The organism is Pelorhabdus sp. sgz311001 (assembly GCF_055901755.1).
Genome location: NZ_JBVXUT010000007.1, coordinates 22,435 through 40,440 on the forward strand (window position 1 = coordinate 22,435; position 18,006 = coordinate 40,440).

Here is an 18,006-nt window from a genome sequence, read left to right on the forward strand (position 1 = left end):
CATCTCTTTTCTTCTGACATTTTGCTACTTTTTCTATTTGCTTTTTCCCCATTATTCATTCATAATCCAAGCCATAATCACGTCGCAACTTTTCGATCGCACGAATCACCTGCTGAGACGTAATCAGGCGGGTACATTCAAATTGCTGTGATGTCTCTTGCCAACGGGGACACCAATCAAACTCCTGATTGCTAAACTCAATCTTGCTGTCATTGAAACAACTGTTGCAGACATGATAATTGATCACCCGATAGGGTGTATAAAATTCATTAATTGGCAAGGTAAACCCACTGATCATAACCACAGGCTTGCCGACTGACCAGGCCAACCAAGAGAGCCCGCTTGACAGGCCGACAAAAAAATCCGCATAGTACAAAAGATTAACTCTCTCGATCAAGGGACGATCTCCCGTAAAGTCTTCGGCGCCATAGGGGATCGTGTTCCAGCGGTTTCCTATGCCATGGCTGTTTTCTTTATCGATGCAAAGCACCCGATAGCCCTTAGATTTGAGATAGGCGACAGTTTCCAGCCACCCGGTCGGATTGTTCCAGTATTTCGCCTGACTTGTCGCCTGCGCGGCAATACAGACGTAGGGCTCTGCAATCAATCGTTTTATCGCCGTCGGCGCAATCTCAGTTCGTACTGGCGCGACGTTGAGACCAAGAATAGCGGCAATCGCCTGCTGCAATCCCACGACCCGCCAATCCACTGGATGATAAATACGCTCATTGCAGGGAAAAAAGTAGCCGATGTAATAAGTGGCATAAATTCCATTAGGTCGCTCATCCACGTCGATAAAGTGAATATCCGGATAGGTTGGCTGAAGCAGCGCCGCCAGCTTTCGATCCATAGCGCAGTAAACCTGACAATGATGTAGATATTGAAAAACCTGACCGTAAGCAAAGGCGGCCAAGGTATCGCCGATAATACTTCGCTTCGGATATTGCAGTAGGATTTTCCGTTTCATCGGATTAAAATTATGTTCTAACACGAGTCGGTCATCACGATATATTTCGAGCCGAAAGTTGACATAGTATTTTTTCGTACTTGTTACCATACTGTTATCTACTTTGTCATCATACAGTGTCAATTCGTCATCACGGTCAATGATTTTAACCCGCCAGCTTCCTGGCGGCACCTTAATTCTTGCCCCATGGTTAAAGTCAAATTTCAGACCGTCAATGTCGGTTTTACAAGTGAGCGGTCCATTGTAAAAGGTCATATAAGAATTCATTTCGCTTGCGTCACCGCCGCTTCGGCCAAGGCTTTAGCCTGTTCTGGCTGCAACTGATAGTCCGCCATGAGTTGATCAATGGCTTTTTGCACCTGCACCTCCGTAATAAAGCGCGTACATTCAAATTGCTGATCTGTATTCTTATGACGCGGACACCAGGCAAAATCATGATGTTCAAATTCAATGCTGCTATCGTTCCAACAGCCATTGCAAATATGATAATTAATCACGCGATAGGGCGTATAAAACTCGTTAAGTGGCAGCGTAAAACCGCTAATCATCACAACTGGTTTGCCTACCGCCCAAGCCAGCCAGGAAAGGCCGCTTGATAGCCCTACAAAAAAGTCAGCATGATAAAGAAGGTTGACTCGCTCGGCTAGCGGTCGATCTCCTGTAAAATCTTCGGCACCATAGGGAATGGTGTTCCAACGGCTACCAGAGCCATGGCTGATTTCCTTGTCAATACAAAGCACCCGATAACCTTTCTCTCTCAGATAAGCAATCGTTTTCAGCCACCCCATGGGATTATTCCAGTATTTCGCTTGACTTGTTGCCTGCGCGGCAATACAGACATAAGGCTCGGCGATCCTGCGACTCTGATCGGTTGGCCTAATTTCAGTCGGCACTTCCACTGGATCAAGACCCAAAATATAGGGAATATTCTTTTGCAAACCTACAATCCGAAAATCAACTGGCTGATGATGTCTATCATTACAAGGATAGAAAATCCCCATATAATAGCTGGCATAAAGGCCCTCGGGGCGCTCATCAGGACCGACAAAATGAATTTCAGGATAGCTAGCTTTAAATAGCTCTGCTAATTCTACCGCCATGGAGCAGTAGAGCTCACAGTCATGACGCGCTTGAAACAGCCGCGCATAGGGAAACCATGCGATAATATCGCCAAGCGTCCCCACTGGATATTTTATAAGTACTTTCTTCCCGCGAAGATCTAAATTATGTTCTAAAAAAAGCTTGTCATCTTTATATACTTCAATGCGAAAATTGACGTAGTACTTTTTCGTACTTGTGACAACGACGCCTGACGCTGGAGCTTCATATAAAATAATGTCCGCATCGCGATCCATGATTTTTACCCGCCAATTTCCTACCGGCACCTTAATTCTCGCTCCATAGTTAAAGTCAAATTCCAACTCAGCAACACCGGTTTTTCCCGTAATCGGCCCGGCATCAAACACCACAGGCGCTGCTTTCTTCCCACTAGCTTCTTGTGCCTTGCTTGGATGCACTTCGCCATTCGTTAGTTCCGTATTCGCTGCGTCATTCATTGGTTTCGCCCCATTCTATTTATTGTTTGCTAGCCCGTCCAGGCGATCCATTCACGATTTCATCGATTCTAATAGAATTTGGAGCAGTTGTTCCCCCGAAGTAATCGTTTGTTCCTGACAAGAAATCACTGTCGCTCGATCCCGCTCCGCTTCCAAACCAATCAACTTAATGGCGGGAAATTGCTGCATAATATTTGTAATCACCGTTTGGCTGGCCGATCTATTTTCAAATAAGATGATATGCGGCGATAACATTACAATCTCCCATAGTACTTCCTCTAAGGTATTGCCCAGCCAGCACACTCTGATTCCTTCCTGCTTCTTGAGTACGGCTTCAATTCCCAGTAAAAATACACTGCGGCCATAAACTCCGACCTCTAAATACGGCTTCAACACCCTCGCCTCGCTTTTATCCGACACTTTCGGTTGTATCTCTCTTCTAGACTACCAAAATTTTCTTGTCCTGACCCCTACCTTTGGGATAGTCAAAAAAATAAAAAATATAGCTGAGACTATACTTTCGGATAGTCTCAGCTATACTTTTGCTAAACTCATATTGTTTTATATTTTGTTAGAAACAGACGATGACTTTCGTTCCTTCACCCGGTTTCGTAGCAACAGTCAGTTCGCCGCCCACTTCTTGGGCGCGTTCCGCCATAATCTGCAGACCAAAACTTTTATCTTTTCGCTGAAGCACTGCTTGATCAAAACCGCAGCCGTCATCAGCAATGGTCACCGTAATTTGGCTGCCAGCTTTCTCAATGGCTACCTTGGCCTTGTGCGCTCTGGCATGCTTGCGAATATTCGTAAGGGCTTCTTGAATGATTCGCAAAAGCTGCAGTTTCACTAAATCACTAAACAAACTATCAAGCGATTCTTCCGGTAAAATCAGTTCTACGGCAATCCCGCGATGCTGTTCATACCAGCTTACATATTCACGAAGTTGCGTCATGAACTGACAACTCGCAGTATTCGTCTTTTTCAGCCCCACGATGGACTCGCGAATATCCGTATTGAGACCTTTGATGATGTCTCGCAGCCGATCCACCTTTGCCAGTGCCGCTTCGTCCTGACTTGTTGTCAGGAGGTGTCGCAGATTCTGTAGCTCCAGCCCCAGGAAATTACTAACCTGGGCCTTATCATCATGCAATTCTCGCCCGATCCGATCGCGCTCATTCAGAATTGATAAGGTCTTTTCTTGTTCTAACAGTTTTTTCTGCTGTTCCCTTTGTTCCGTAACATCTTTAAGTACAAGTACGCGCCCAAGCCACCGCTTACGACTTTGTAGCGGCGTCATTGTCAAACGATAATAGCGAAGTCCTTGCGGCTCATGGCGAAACAACTCCAAGGTTTTGACGGCGTTACCGGTGCAGACAGTAGCCAATTCCGGCCAGAGTGAGGTTAATCGCTCAAATTTACCGCCTATTTTTACCGGAACATCTCCGAGAAGGCCTTTCATGGCTGGATTCATATCGGCAATATAACCATACTCATCCACAACGACAAGCCCGTCGATCATATCCCGAACAACCACTTCCTGCCCTAAAGCTAGGACGGTGTAGGTATGCCACCGATAAAAGCCCCACGTAATAAGCAGCGCACTAATCAAAAAGCTTACGGGAAGTGGCGAAAAGGGCGCGCCCTTTGGGAATAACGCGACGATAGAACCGATTGCTGAAAATCCCCCCGCGATAGTAAACCAAAGCGCTTGCCGCCGCCGTAGCCCGCCGGTAATCACTACCCACCGGATACTAAAACCAAAAGCGAGCGTACATAACACATAGCTATTCAACCGCGACAACCAAACACCGGGTCCCAACAAAACCTGGAATCGTTCCCCCTGCAAAATCGCTTGCTGCCAAAATAGTCCATGCCATGAATTAGACACAATCGCCGCAACAATACAGCCCGTTAGGGCAATCAGACTATACTGCAGCGTCTGCGGTACCTTATCTTGCTGACGGCTAATTCTTATCACAAAACGAAACCAGAAATACGGCGCAATTGTACTGGCAACTTGTACTACCTGTGCCCAAAAAAGCTTATAAGATGCCCCAGTGCTCACAGTGATCATCACAAGCCCTGACAACCAAATGCCTTTGAAAATTTCGATGTAGACTTGTTCCTTCACGCCTGGAGCTTTGCGAAACTGCCAAGTGTACGTCGCCATAGCAATAAGAGAGCCTACAACTAATAAGTAGAACCAACTATTGGTAATTAGACGATATTCATGAACTGACACTACGAATCATCCCTCGAAAAATACTATAATTGCAGCACAAAACAATGTGAAATTATTAAAAAGATTCGCTGCAAAGAAAAAAGAAACCTTTATTTTCTGAGGGAAGTTCTACGTTGAAACAGCCAGGCTGCCAGCAAAGCGGTCAGCGGAATAGAACAAACCAGACCAATGCTGCCGGTTAAAGCCCGCACTATCTCTGTGGCGATCATATTAAAATTCATCAATTTTTCCATGCTCATATTTTTTTGTATAGAAATAAGTAAGAGCAGCGGTAAAGACGAACCGACATAGGCTAAAATCAATGTGTTGGCCATTGTGCCCATAATATCACGTCCCACATTCATTCCCGCGCGAAATAGCTGCCGAAATGAAGAATCAGGCAGACAGCTTTTAATTTCAGCAACAGCCGATGCGATCGAAATAGTCACATCCATAACCGCGCCTAAAGCTCCGAGCATCATGCCCGCGAAAAGGACGCCCTGAAAATCAACATTCGGCAAAGCTGTCGCTTTCAGCATCATCGCTTCTTCACTTTCAAGGCCCGTCAAATGCATCAAACTGATAGCTATGTGCGCCAAAATTCCGGCAATTGCTACGCCGCCAATAGCCCCTAAGATGGCCGACCGTGCTTTCACATTCCAGCCGCTAATAACGGTCTGCGTAAACAAGACAATGACACTGCACAGCAGAAAAACCAGTAAAATAAGGTGATCTTGCCAACTAACAAGCAAGCTTATAAAGACCTTTAAAATCAAGCCACAGGACAAAGCAATGACTAAAAGCGCCTTTAAGCCAATTTTCCCGCCAAACAAAATAAGGGAAAGAGCAAACAATGCCAACAGTCCATATAAATAGGGTTCTCGTTCGAAATCACTGATATGATAGACTGTCTCACCCGAATCCTGAGAAACAATAACAACCACCCTGTCGCCCACAGCCACATCAACCGCAGAAAAAACGGAATGCAATGGCAAATGATGCACCGTCGTAACGGTTTCGCCTTGGTGCGGACCTGTTTTCAACTCCAAAGTAACAAGTTCCAACTTTTCTGGGAAAGCTGCCTTTTTTTCCGTTTGCGGCAAAATCATCACTTGTTGTACCACCGCTTTTTCGTACTGCTCAGGTGCGGCTTCCACAGTTTGATAGCTCATTGTAAATAAAACCGCCAACAGCAGCAATATAGCAATTCCTAGTCGCATAAATAGCCCCGCCTTTTTATCATTTGCTAAGTTATGATTTACTAAAAAGCTTCACTGTTCTTTGATTTTGACGATCCACTTTTTCAGGATAAATATAGGCAATCGTCATCCCCGCTGGCATAGTATCTAATTGAAGCTGTTTTTTCTCCAGGTGATCCGCTTCACTCCAAAAACGATATTTCACCTGCTTAGCGTCAGCATTACAAACAACTCCCACTTCCATCACCTGCCCTTGTTGCTTCACTAAAATAATCGCACCCTGTTTTCCTTCGCGCGCCTGAGTTTTTTCAACCCAGCCTTGTCGTGCCGCCTCTAAAAACCACTCCTCCTTATCACCAGACCAATCCACGCCTGGTGCAGGCGCTGTCTTATCAAACTCCTGTGCTGCATAGGCCAGCGCTTTCGTCGCAAAGTGTTTATAATACGTGGCTCCTGCTTCATCACAATCACAAGCAAAACAAGTGAGCGGTGTCAAACAAAACAACCCTATCCATAAACAAACTAACCATTTCAATACTTTCTCCTCCTTACATACCTTCAAATTAACTTAAATCCAAGATTAATAATACAATTTGTAAATAGTAATATTATTATTTACGTGATGAGACAGGAAAACCCTGCTAAAAAGTTGAGTAAAAATAAAAGAAAAAGCTCTGCGGTAAAATCCCGCAAAGCTTTACCTATGAAAGCGTTATTAAGAATGAAATAAAGTATTCTCATTCTGTTGTCCCCATGCTAAAATCGGACGAATTACGTATTGCGCTATTAGAAAACATAAGATCAGCGAGCTAATTGACACGCTGCTATATTTTATCCAGATATTAATATCTAATTTTTGTACCATACAGCTGATTGGAATATAGATACAGGGATGAATGAAATAGATGATATAAGAGTTAGCAGCGAGTCTGCGCCACAAGGAATGATTCTTGTTAAAGTAACGTTGAAATATAGCAATGAGCGCAAAGGTTACAGTTAAGCAGAACGCAGCATGAGTCAGCGCATGACCAGCTTTGAAGAGTGTCGGCACATCTGGCACAAGTGTAAAGGCCACACGATAACTTAGAAAAACAAATAACATAACCATAGCAGCCGTAGCCCAGGGAATCAGACGAGGGTTATAGCCACCAGAGGTAAACCAAGCATGCTTCCAAGCATATACGCCTAGCCCAAAATAACAAAAGTGTAGAATCAACCGTACTGGTTGAACCATGAAGAGAAACTTCACATTAAGCCAAGTATCATTCCAAAAAAATAAATTACTACAAAAAAACGAGACTGCCGTAACTAAAACAAAGGCAACGAAAAAAGACGTCGACGGTGTAGTTTTTACCGTTGCTTTTGCAAGATATCCAGGATTGTTACGATGGAATATTGTGAGTATTAAGAAAAATAAAGCCAAAATTCCCAAGAACCAATAGGGACCTTGCTGGTAGTAAGGACCCCAAAAACCTTCCCGCCAAAATACAAAATAGTTAGGCGGGATCTCCATGCGACTAAAAAAAGTGCTATAGGCAATAAGCGGTGCAAGAAATAGCGTACCACCCAGCCAAGGAATCACGATGCGTCTTACTTTGGCCCGCCAAAAAACGGAGATTCCGTTCTTAATTAATACATGAGGCGCGAAATAGCCCGCAATCATGAACATAATTGGCATAATATATACGTCTGTTTCCAATACAAAATAATCAAAGAACGTACTTTTCTTAATGTCGTTTACGCACCACCATGCTAAGTCCCATGTGGTATAGCACATTCCAATATGAAACACAACTACAAGTAGAATAATAAAAGCCCGTAGATTATCAAAGAAATAGAATCGTTGCTTACCTAGGGGTTGCCCTTCCATGTATTCCACCTCCACTACCATTTTATGTCTTTCTTCACCATCGGTTGAAAAACACCTGCAATAGCTTGGTAAAATATGTATTGCTATTTTACGCAATAAAATTTTGCATTCCGGCATAGGGATGAAGTCTACGTTCAATTTACGAGACTCATTTTAATATCCCGCTTCCTGTACCACCTCAAACAAGCGCTGATTAAGATAAATGCGTTCTGTGCCTATTTTTTGCGATATAAGACAAACTGCTTTATATCTTCCCAAAACTTATTAAATAACAAGTCAATTTGATTATGTTTAAGCCATTCAACTTTTTCTCCTACCGTGAAATCTACTTTACCTAATTCACTACAATCTAATTCCAAGCGATTATGTGATAGATATATTGCAGCTTCAATAAATAGTTGATTCAACTTGCTAAATAATTGATAAGGCAATATCCTATTAAACTGATAATCATCAATCAATCCATCTGTTTTTAAGCGAGGCGTTCTTACTATAAGTTCATATTTACTTTCAAATTGCTGACTTATACACTCTTGAAAGTTTGATAACATTCATAGTTTCTCGCATTTCAATGTCATTTATTTCACGATAGCTCTGCTGCTATTTTTTGGTGCATCCTCCATTGCACGTTAAGTTTCCTAATTATGATCGACTATACACATTATGGTTTTATTTTGCGCAATCCTTGTTTCCAGGGAAAAATTTATCCTTGATAGCCTTATTCCGAGACTTAAACAATTCTTTATCTAATATATCCTTACCGATAATATGAACATGAAATGGAATATAATATGGTGTTTCAAATAAGGGACTTTTAATCCAATTAGCAAAACTAACTGATTGTTTTCTATTCGTCATAATTAATAGATGATCCGGTCTATGTTGCAATACCTTAACCATTTCTTTATAAATCTCATCTTTATTTAAATTAGAATAGTGCTCACTATATTTGCATTGAAGAATCCATTTTGTACTAAAAGATATTCCCGGCATTTTTGTTTCTCTAAGTTCAAACTCTGCATCCTTACCACTGTCAGGCCCTTTGCTCGTTCTTTTAAAGTTTTCAACTTCACACTGTTGTATTAGTGCGCAACATAAATCTTCAAAGGCATCTTCCTTTTCTTTTCCCGTAGCTCCCGGATACATTGCATTAATATTGCTCCAATTAATTGTAGGAACTGTATCTCCAAATCGCTGATAATCCACTTCATCGATAACAGCTATATCAATCTCGTATAAATTTACTGTTCCAATTAAACTTCTTGATCCATTTGAACCTGAATGTTCCCATTGCGCACTAAACTCAATTCGAAGATATTCTTCTTCCTTTGGATGTTGAACTGCTTGAATTTTAAATTCCGTCACTGCTGTCAATAGGTTTCCTGTAATGTTTTTTATTGTGACCTGAATTTCAGGCGTCATTTGCGATATCAAAAATCCTGCAGTTTTACTGCATGATTTATTTTTTAAATCGAAATCGAAAATAAAAATTCCTTTTCCTTGCAAGGTATCCTCGTTATCGTAAATATTACAATGTTCTCCCATAAAGGGTTTAATCTGGTCGATTGATATGACATTACTCATTTTCCGTGCCCCCATTAACTACTTCAGTATCAGGGTGCAGCGATACAATCCAGTCTACCACATCAGCTACCTCATCCTGCCCATCTTTACTCTCATCAAGAGCAAACCATATCGTTCGCAGTATCATCTTTGTAAACACTTGAAATCGTTCAAGGATACGTTCTTTTAATGCCAAATATTTATTTTTATGTGTCGCAATATCCATTAATTCTTGATAGTCTTCATAAAGCCAATGTCTAAGGTTCCCATACGTAGCAGAACCTTTATCAATATTGTTACCCGCTATAATGATCGAGCTCATAACAGAAGCATCTGCATGAAACAATATGTCTAATACTTCTTTTATTAAGGTAATCTTTATCTGAATGTCTTCACATCGAAAAAGTTTGATATATAAGGTTACTGCCTCACTAATTACTTCGTTCCATCTATTTTTCGATGTTAATTGTTTTTTTAGAAATTGAACCAATCCGTCTTGAATAATGACAATATCCTTTGGTCTGTTCCATCGATTAGAAGATAAATACTTAAGCGTCCCACTTTGCCGAGTATGATTATATATTACGCACTGCGAACGAATACTGTAATTTATTTCATCCTCTCTAGAAATAAAATGATAAAGCATACTTAAGAAGTTTTCTATCCTCTTTAGTCCTAAATCAACCGCCATTTCGACATCATCAATGCCAGCAACAACATCTACTGCTACCCATACTGCTTTCGCATTTTCCCCCCTGACAACAATATTTTGTTGAGAATCTTCGTACCACTTGGCCTGTTCGTTTTGAAAAGCTTGATCAGATAGAATAACAATGTTTCCAAATTCTATTTCTTTAACTTCCTCCAGAGATTTTAAATCATCTACACCAAAATATACAGTGTAGTGCGTTTGAACAAAAAAATCATTACAAATGCTATTTACTAATGAATTTTTCATAATAGAATTCATACTCTGATAGGTTGTTGAAAAAAATTCCGTCTCCCCTGCCGACGACAATAGCGTTCCTACTAAACGTATGCGAAGATGTTCTATAAACCATCTCGTTGCATAAATTGGCACTTTTTTTTCTAAACTTACATCAGTTTGACTTACGCAATCATTAAATAGTTGAATATATGTCCGAAACCATTCTTTTATCTTTGTTTCGTCATAATCTAAAAACAAATCCATATACGCTGATATTGTTTTTTCCTTCACTTTTTCTTGCACGCAACTATGGTCTAATTTTTCTCTAACTTGCTGAGCCGATTGATTTCCTTCTTCTTCTGTATGTCCAAGTCGATATTGCATCAAGTACTCGTCTAGTACCTCTTTTTCAATTATTGAGAAAATGTCCTGTAAATCATCATTTGAGATCTTAGTTGAATTATTAATTATGACCTGTTTATACAACAATATCTCAAATTCGTTTCGAAGTTTAGCCAATAAACTTTCCATTGCCTTAATAGAATACCTACGTTCATTAACCTCTCTCAACACGTTATTTCTCAGTCGATAAAGTAGAAAATATAAAGGCCGATGTGCATAAAAGGTATCTCGTTTATTAGTATGCTCATTTTGGAAATCTTTCTGGTATGATTCCAATATTCTATAGTTCCGCTTTTGTATATAATCAGCAAATGACACTTCAATTTTTTCAGGTTCCTTTTTCTCATGAGTGTCCTGCAACTCAAAAAGAGTTTTTTCATCTACCATTAAAAGTTCCATCTTTTCCGTAAGTAGTGCATCCAGAAGTTCAACTGTTTGGAAATGAGAAAAAGCAAAATTCCATTCTATTTCGGTGCTATGAAAAATAACTTTCATATAAGCATTCCGTATTTCCTTATCTTCCTTACTTTCCTGTCTTAATCCGGTAATTAAATAATGTTGAAATAATGCAAATTCAAATTCAAGTAAATACCTATCAACCAATGAATTAATAATATTCTGTATCTGAGGTTGAAAACTTAACGATTTACTAGTAAATCGACTTATTTTTTTATACACTTTTAACCCTCCAGAAAGTCAACCATTTATTTGATAAGGCAAGAAATTGAGTCGATGTATATATACTGCTCTGCCAGCAACACCAATAGATGAAAGCAGCGAGCATGACTCTTCAAAAAATTCAATTTCATAGACATCGCCTCCACGGCTCTATCAAATCGCCACTTTAAACAGTATTTAATTCCGTTAATAGTTATCTATTTTTATGTCTAGGTAATTTCTCAACAAAATTAACAATCTCCTCTACATTGCCTTTTGCATTCAACATACCATTTAAGTATTTTTGAAAAAACTCATCTGCTTCATGTGAATTTATCGGATTGAACATAGCACATATTATAAAGTTATATCTACTCAAGTATCTTTCTCTTAACTCAACATCGCCATCAAAGTTTACTATTGAATCATTAATATATGCCGCTCCATCATCGTACTCTTCTCTTGTTATAATTTTATCATCTTTATATATGGCGTACTCTTCTTTAGCATAACCACAGCTTTCTATCATTCTTTTAACGTAGTTTTTATCATGCTCATAAACGCCTATTGCGGACTCGGATTTTAACTCAATATATACGAAACTTCTGTCGTATCTTTGACTCCTGTAGACACACAGCTTATCAACTAAACATTCCATTTCGTTTATTAAAAATTTACTTTCACTAATAATTTTAAACTTTTCAATACACAGACAATAATAGCCCCTAAACCACCAAATAGGACTATTTATCGCCTTTAAAGGTTGTCGCAATAAGATTCCCAATCTATTACTTATTTCTTTGGGATTTGTAAACCAGCGTATCCCCCTAATACCAGGAAATGCTTGCGATATTCTATAGTCGAAAAACTTCGTAGGTGTATCCAAAAAATATTCATCAAGATTATCAACGGATTCTACGTTTAGTTCATTAGCCTCTTTATTATCGGCATTTAAACGAAATGGCTTTATTTGCTTTTCTGGTATGATTGGTTTAGCCTCAGATACTGGTGGCAACTTAATAATAGGTATATTACTAAGTTTAGAAAAAAGCTTTTCAAATCCGTTTTTTTCATCCATAGCTAAGTCAATAATTTCTCTGTCCATGAGGCCAAACGGGGTAATCTTTACCCTCTCCTCAGAATCTACTCCAGTAAAACTTACTAAGATATATTTATCTTGCTTCTCATTTATTTCTCCAAGAATATATCCATATTCAGCCGCGACACCGCCAATGTCGTTGTCAGCTTTATTCTTATACCCCTGACTTAAAACAATTATTACTTTATCCGCAGAACGGAAATTATGCGCCATCATCTTTCCAAAATGAGTAGAAGTTTTTTCTTGCATTATAACTCTGTCAATATTAGCATCGAAACCTTGTTCTCTTAGAAAAGCCACTAAAGATAATACTTGATCTTTATGCTCTTCACTGTCCCATGAATAACTAGCAAATACCTTTACCATAATACAATCTCCCTCAATTCAATTCAGTATAAGTCCAGATCTTAGCGAAGCGGAGTAAGTCTTTAAACAGACTTAACTCTAGGAATCAATCCGTTTAAATCTTCGATGTGCCCAACTTGGTTATTTTATTAAAAGGCTTGACTATCTATAAAGATCGCTCACGAAAATTTTCCCTTTATCTTCTAACTAACTTAATTCACTATGTCTATCACAATTTACTATTGGCTATTGTCCCTTGTTTACCTTCATCCTTGAATTATTGGATTTTAAACCGCATAACCCAACTGTAGTATTATTGTAGCCGAGACGAAAAAGGAGGCTGTCGCACCAAGAATTTTTCTACTATATGCTGTGGGTTTCGACGAAAACAACTTACAATATATAGTGAAATTTTTGCTTAGTGCAATAGCTCGCTTATAAATTCTAGTAGGGCATACTAGTTTCGAACCAGTGACCTCTTGAATATGAATCAAGCGGTCTCCCTCTGAGCTAATGCCCCTTAAGAAACTTACATGCCTTATTATATAACTATCAATTTGCGATTCCTTCTTAAATAGAGGATATGTGGAGTCCTAAAGGTTTACAGCTTCAGTGTAAATAGGGTATACTTTAATGTAAATAGTAATTTATTTCAATATACTAGCAATTCCAGTTTAATTGACACACATTTGTCATATATTTGCTGTATACTGAGAAAAAGCTACTAAAATCCCATTCAAGGAGGCGGTCTTATTGATTTTACTGTGTTTCCTCGTTGCAATTCTGTTACTAGATTTTCGCTTTGTCTATAAATAAACTAAACTTCCCAGTATACTGCTAGGATTGCTTCTATAGATTTACTTATGGGTTCAACCAGTTATAAATTGTTGAAAATATAAGTTCGTCTATATGCCCTAAACAATACGGCAAGAGTACGGACAAAGTCATGACAGCAAAAAAGGGCTGTCGCACTAACAGCAGATTTCCTTCTCTATTGTGCTTGCGTAATACGCAAACTTCACAGTAAAGAACCGAAAAATGCCTAAGTGCGACAGCCCTTTTTGCTATATATTATTTTACGAGAGAGAGAGAATCATTGCCATTCTCTTACTAATACTCTCAGATCTCAATCAATTCGTACTGCTGTGTACCAAGCCCCAGCTTTTCTGCATGTTCCAGGCAGCCTTGCCAGTTGGTCGTCGGATGCGCATGCGTGAAATGATCGCCAGATTGCAGCTTTTTCAAATCGTCAGCAAGCTTTTCGCCTAAGAAGCTTTCCGCGATGACCGGAGCGGCCATGGCTTTATCGGCGCAGGCCATATCCAGCGCTACGGGGTCAAACGAAGCAAACATGCCTACATCAGGAATAATCGCCACATCATTTTCAGCGTGACAGTCACAGAAAGGCGCCACATCAATCACCAAGCTAATATGGAAATGCGGCCGTCCATTTAAAACAGCCCAAGCGTATTCCGCCATTTTCTTGTTCAAAATATCATTGGAAGCATCCCAAGCAGCGCCAATCGCATTGAAATGGCAAGTGCCAATGCAGCGACCGCAACCCACGCATTTGCTATGGTCAATCGAAGCTTTTTTATCGGTTAGCGTAATAGCGCCATGAGCGCAAATCTTCGCACAGCTGCCGCAACCAACACAATCTTTTGCTCTTACACGCGGCTTGCCATCACTGTGCATTTCCATCTTGCCAGCGCGAGAGCCACAGCCCATACCCACATTTTTCAAAGCGCCGCCAAAGCCAGTAAGCTCATGTCCTTTAAAATGAGTTAAACTGATAACAATATCGGCGTCCATAATAGCTCGGCCAATCTTAGCTTCTTTCACATGCTCGCCAGCCGGAACGGGAACATAAGCTTCATCAGTTCCCTTCAGCCCGTCGCCAATAATAACCTGACAGCCTGTCGTAAAGGGATTATAACCGTTTTCATAAGCAGCCTCCATATGTTCGATCGCGTCTTTGCGACGTCCCACATAGAGGGTATTACAGTCTGTCAAAAATACTTTGCCGCCAAGACTTTTTACTACATCAGCAACGACTTTGGAATAGTTTGGCCGAAGATACGCTAGATTACCAGGTTCACCAAAGTGAATTTTAATCGCCGTAATCTTCTTATTAAAATCAATGTTTTCAATGCCCGCCTTGCGAATCAACTTTTCGAGTTTCTGCAACAGATTCATATTCTGCGTTGCCCGCAAGTTCGTAAAATAGACTTTCGACTTTTCCATGTAGAACCTCCTCAATAATATGTGTTGTCATAAAAACAAGAGTGCTTTCCTCAAAATAGCATTCTTCCCTAAGACAGTGTTAACAAGCAATTAATGCTGATTTGTCCATCCATTCTTTGCACCAAGCTTACAGCAAATACCGTTAGAGCTTCCCGCAACCACTTCATCATAATAAGCTAATTTTTGTTTAATGCGGATCAAGCAAGTATTCATGTGAGAAATTTTTTCTTCTACAGCTTCTTTATGATCCACAATAATTTGACGCCGTACTTCTGTTGTTGCGTCCCCTTGGCGATACAGCTCGACATACCGCTTAATTTCCTGCACAGGCATTCCCGTGCTGCGTAAACAGCGAATCAGCGTAAGCCATTCCAGATCTTTTTCGGTAAAAACACGATTGCCCTGGGCGTTTCGATGGAGATCAGGCAAGAGCCCTGCTTTTTCATAATACCGGAGCGTGTAGGCTGTAAGCTCCAATTTTTCTGCAGCCTCTTTAATTGTATAAGGCACTTTTTCATCACCTGCTCACTTTGTAACACTTTGCTCCATCATACACCCTAGAGTAAACTCTAAGGCAAGTCTTTCATCAAATTCTTCAAAAATCACTTATGGTTTTATGGTAAAACAAGATTGTCCTGTTTCTCTACTATAGGGAAATTCAAAAGTTAGAATTCCGAGCGCCCCAGCGCCAAGGCTGTATTTTTGAAAAATAATCCCCACCTTGTTATCGCCAGTAAGATAAAAATCAGGTTGATCGGCTACGCCTTTATAGGGAGTAAAAATATAAAGTTTGCGCGCTTGCACCTGCTCTAGTACTTTTTGGCTAAGCGCTTGTTTCGCCGCATCATTCCAACAAAAAAGATCACCAAAAGCAAGCTTCTGCCCTGTTGTTAAATCAAAGGTATAGCCAGAGGAATAAGGCGAACCATGAGCCCCACCGGCAAACACGTAAGTATTCAAGGTAAGGCTAAGCAGATTTCCTTCATTACGATACACCTGGTACTGCATCGTTGCTGAAAATGAAAGGCCGCGCGCCAAAGCCTCTTGATTTTGATCAAAGGTATTTTGGGTTTCCGCAATAAACTCGTCTACTTTTGCTTCAATTTGCTGATTGATTTTCGCTTGAACTGCTTGATTTTCCAGCCCGTCAATATGGGGATACTTTAAAGAAAACCAGCCGTCCTTATAATCGTATTGATCCACGATGACGGCTGGCGCCGCCTCAACTTGAGACAAACTCGGCGAAAAACTCCAAAGCGCGCCTAATAGCAAGAAAAACCAGACCATAACCATTTTTCTAAGCAAGAAACTCCCTCCCCTTCTATCCGCAAAATGATCTTGTCTATCTTTACTATATACGGAGTTTTTTCGAAAGAAAAGAGTTTTCGCCTATTCTTTAGCTAATTTTTCGGTCGAATTAATAGCGTAAAAAATCCGCCGACAAAACAAAGCAAAGCCATCGTAAAAAACACATCTTGAAAGGAAAGAATCGATGACTGTCGTGTTACCATCTGACTTAGCATTGCTTTAAGCAAGGTGTACTGCTGCGGTAAAAGTCCGCTGCCTGTCATCCAGCCATGAGTTGCTTTCGCAATCTCGCCGCTTGTCATGCCCTGATCTCCCCATAAAACCTGTAAGATGCGAAAAATATCCTGCGGGGCGCTCACTGCCGCATTTAAATATTCTTTCAGAACAGCCGTATGGTAAATTTCCCGCCGGGTAAGTAAGGTTTCGGCAAAAACAACGCCCATACTGCCGCCGATAATTTTAGACAAATTAAAAATCCCGGCGCCAACGCCAATCTTGTCACGCGGCAACGATGAAACGGCACAGTTACTCAACGGCGACATGGTAAGACCCAGCCCAACGCCGAAAACCATGAGTCGCACAAAAAAATCATTTGTCGCAAAGTTTTCGTTAATCGAGTCAAGCCAGTATAAGGAAAAAGCTACAAGCATAACGCCAATAAAGGCGGGAATCTTTGAGCCAAGTCGATCAGCCAACCGTCCGCCGAGCGGCGAAAAGACCACCATCGTCGCTGTCAACGGAAGCAATACAATCCCTGCTGTAATGGAATTATAATTCAAGATCGATTTAAGAAAAAAGGGCAGCAGAAACATGCCGCCATAAAGCGTCACAAAAGTAACAAACCCTACGATATTGGCTGCAACAAAATTGATATCGCGAAACAATTCTACTTGAATCATGGGCTTTTCAACACGAAGTTCCACCACAATAAATAGTACTAACATGGCGAATGCTGCATAGAAGAGCGTAGAGATATAGAGAGAATCCCACCCTTCTTTCTGGCCCTGATTTAGGGCGACAAGCAGACAGCTAATACTGGCAATCATAAAACCAGCGCCAATATAATCGACGCTAGCCCCTTTTCTTTGCTGTGAAGCCGGAATGACAACAAGTCCTAAAATAAGGCTTACAATACAGGCAGGCTCCACTGAAAAAAAGACAGATCGCCAATCAAACTTTTCCAGTAAAAGTCCGCCAAGTGTCGGCCCCATAGCACTGCCGGCTGCAGCCATGGCGCTCCAAATTCCCAAAGCCGCACCACGTTCCGCTACAGGAAAGGTTTCAGCTACTATAGTCATGGCATTCGGCAGTACCATCCCCGCACCGATGCCTTGCAAAATGCGAAAACAAATCATCATGGATTTACTTGCCGCTATCCCGCAAAGCAACGACGCTGCCGTAAATAAAACGATTCCGAAAAGATAGATTCTTTTCGCGCCAAACCGATCACCTAGTTTACCGGTCAATGGTAGTGTCGAACCATAAGGCAACATATAAGACAGAGATACCCACACAATGGAATCCATATTAAAGTTCAGCGCCGCCATAATATTAGGCAATGCAATATTGACGCAACTGCTTACGTAGGCAGTCAACACAGTTCCCAGGCAAACTGTGCATAATACAGCGTATTTATTCATAAAAGCC

General features: G+C 40.7%; 15 protein-coding genes. All 15 read right to left on the reverse strand.

The window, feature by feature from the left end:
- Positions 1-55: 55 nt before the first annotated feature.
- On the reverse strand, positions 56-1,234 hold the full coding sequence (locus tag AC0MXB_RS16100; protein ID WP_474040745.1) for an autotransporter strand-loop-strand O-heptosyltransferase: 1,179 nt from the start codon (positions 1,232-1,234) through the stop codon (positions 56-58).
- Positions 1,231-2,523 carry an autotransporter strand-loop-strand O-heptosyltransferase gene (locus tag AC0MXB_RS16105; RefSeq protein WP_474040746.1) on the reverse strand — a complete coding sequence of 431 codons (1,293 nt, stop codon included), beginning with the start codon at positions 2,521-2,523 and terminating at the stop codon, positions 1,231-1,233. Before AC0MXB_RS16105 ends, AC0MXB_RS16100 begins: the two co-directional genes overlap by 4 nt.
- Before the next feature lie 51 nt (positions 2,524-2,574).
- A complete protein-coding gene (locus AC0MXB_RS16110; RefSeq protein ID WP_474040747.1) occupies positions 2,575-2,916 on the reverse strand; it encodes a hypothetical protein in 342 nt (113 codons plus the stop codon).
- A gap of 178 nt (positions 2,917-3,094) precedes the next feature.
- Positions 3,095-4,765 (reverse strand): histidine kinase N-terminal 7TM domain-containing protein, encoded by a 1,671-nt coding sequence (locus AC0MXB_RS16115; protein WP_474040748.1) that lies wholly within the window; start codon positions 4,763-4,765, stop codon positions 3,095-3,097.
- A gap of 89 nt (positions 4,766-4,854) precedes the next feature.
- Positions 4,855-5,964 (reverse strand): YibE/F family protein, encoded by a 1,110-nt coding sequence (locus tag AC0MXB_RS16120; protein ID WP_474040749.1) that lies wholly within the window; start codon positions 5,962-5,964, stop codon positions 4,855-4,857.
- Positions 5,965-5,995: 31 nt separating this feature from the next.
- Positions 5,996-6,478, reverse strand: a complete 483-nt coding sequence (locus AC0MXB_RS16125; RefSeq protein WP_474040750.1) for a hypothetical protein — start codon at positions 6,476-6,478, stop codon at positions 5,996-5,998.
- Between the two features lie 180 nt (positions 6,479-6,658).
- Positions 6,659-7,813 (reverse strand): acyltransferase family protein, encoded by a 1,155-nt coding sequence (locus tag AC0MXB_RS16130; RefSeq protein WP_474040751.1) that lies wholly within the window; start codon positions 7,811-7,813, stop codon positions 6,659-6,661.
- Positions 7,814-8,028: 215 nt separating this feature from the next.
- Entirely contained in the window at positions 8,029-8,364 is a 336-nt protein-coding gene (locus tag AC0MXB_RS16135) for a hypothetical protein (protein ID WP_474040752.1), read from the reverse strand.
- A 118-nt stretch (positions 8,365-8,482) separates the two neighbouring features.
- A complete protein-coding gene (locus AC0MXB_RS16140) occupies positions 8,483-9,397 on the reverse strand; it encodes a hypothetical protein (RefSeq protein ID WP_474040753.1) in 915 nt (304 codons plus the stop codon).
- On the reverse strand, positions 9,390-11,384 hold the full coding sequence (locus AC0MXB_RS16145) for a hypothetical protein (protein WP_474040754.1): 1,995 nt from the start codon (positions 11,382-11,384) through the stop codon (positions 9,390-9,392). The genes AC0MXB_RS16140 and AC0MXB_RS16145 overlap by 8 nt, the downstream gene beginning before the upstream one ends.
- A gap of 193 nt (positions 11,385-11,577) precedes the next feature.
- Positions 11,578-12,828, reverse strand: a complete 1,251-nt coding sequence (locus tag AC0MXB_RS16150; RefSeq protein ID WP_474040755.1) for an SEFIR domain-containing protein — start codon at positions 12,826-12,828, stop codon at positions 11,578-11,580.
- Between the two features lie 1,098 nt (positions 12,829-13,926).
- Positions 13,927-15,051, reverse strand: a complete 1,125-nt coding sequence (locus AC0MXB_RS16155; protein WP_474040756.1) for a DUF362 domain-containing protein — start codon at positions 15,049-15,051, stop codon at positions 13,927-13,929.
- A 90-nt stretch (positions 15,052-15,141) separates the two neighbouring features.
- Positions 15,142-15,561, reverse strand: a complete 420-nt coding sequence (locus tag AC0MXB_RS16160; protein WP_474040757.1) for a MerR family transcriptional regulator — start codon at positions 15,559-15,561, stop codon at positions 15,142-15,144.
- 96 nt (positions 15,562-15,657) lie between these two features.
- Positions 15,658-16,356 carry a DUF3298 and DUF4163 domain-containing protein gene (locus AC0MXB_RS16165; protein WP_474040758.1) on the reverse strand — a complete coding sequence of 233 codons (699 nt, stop codon included), beginning with the start codon at positions 16,354-16,356 and terminating at the stop codon, positions 15,658-15,660.
- Positions 16,357-16,451: 95 nt separating this feature from the next.
- Entirely contained in the window at positions 16,452-17,999 is a 1,548-nt protein-coding gene (locus AC0MXB_RS16170) for a DHA2 family efflux MFS transporter permease subunit (protein ID WP_474040759.1), read from the reverse strand.
- Between the last annotated feature and the right edge of the window lie 7 nt (positions 18,000-18,006).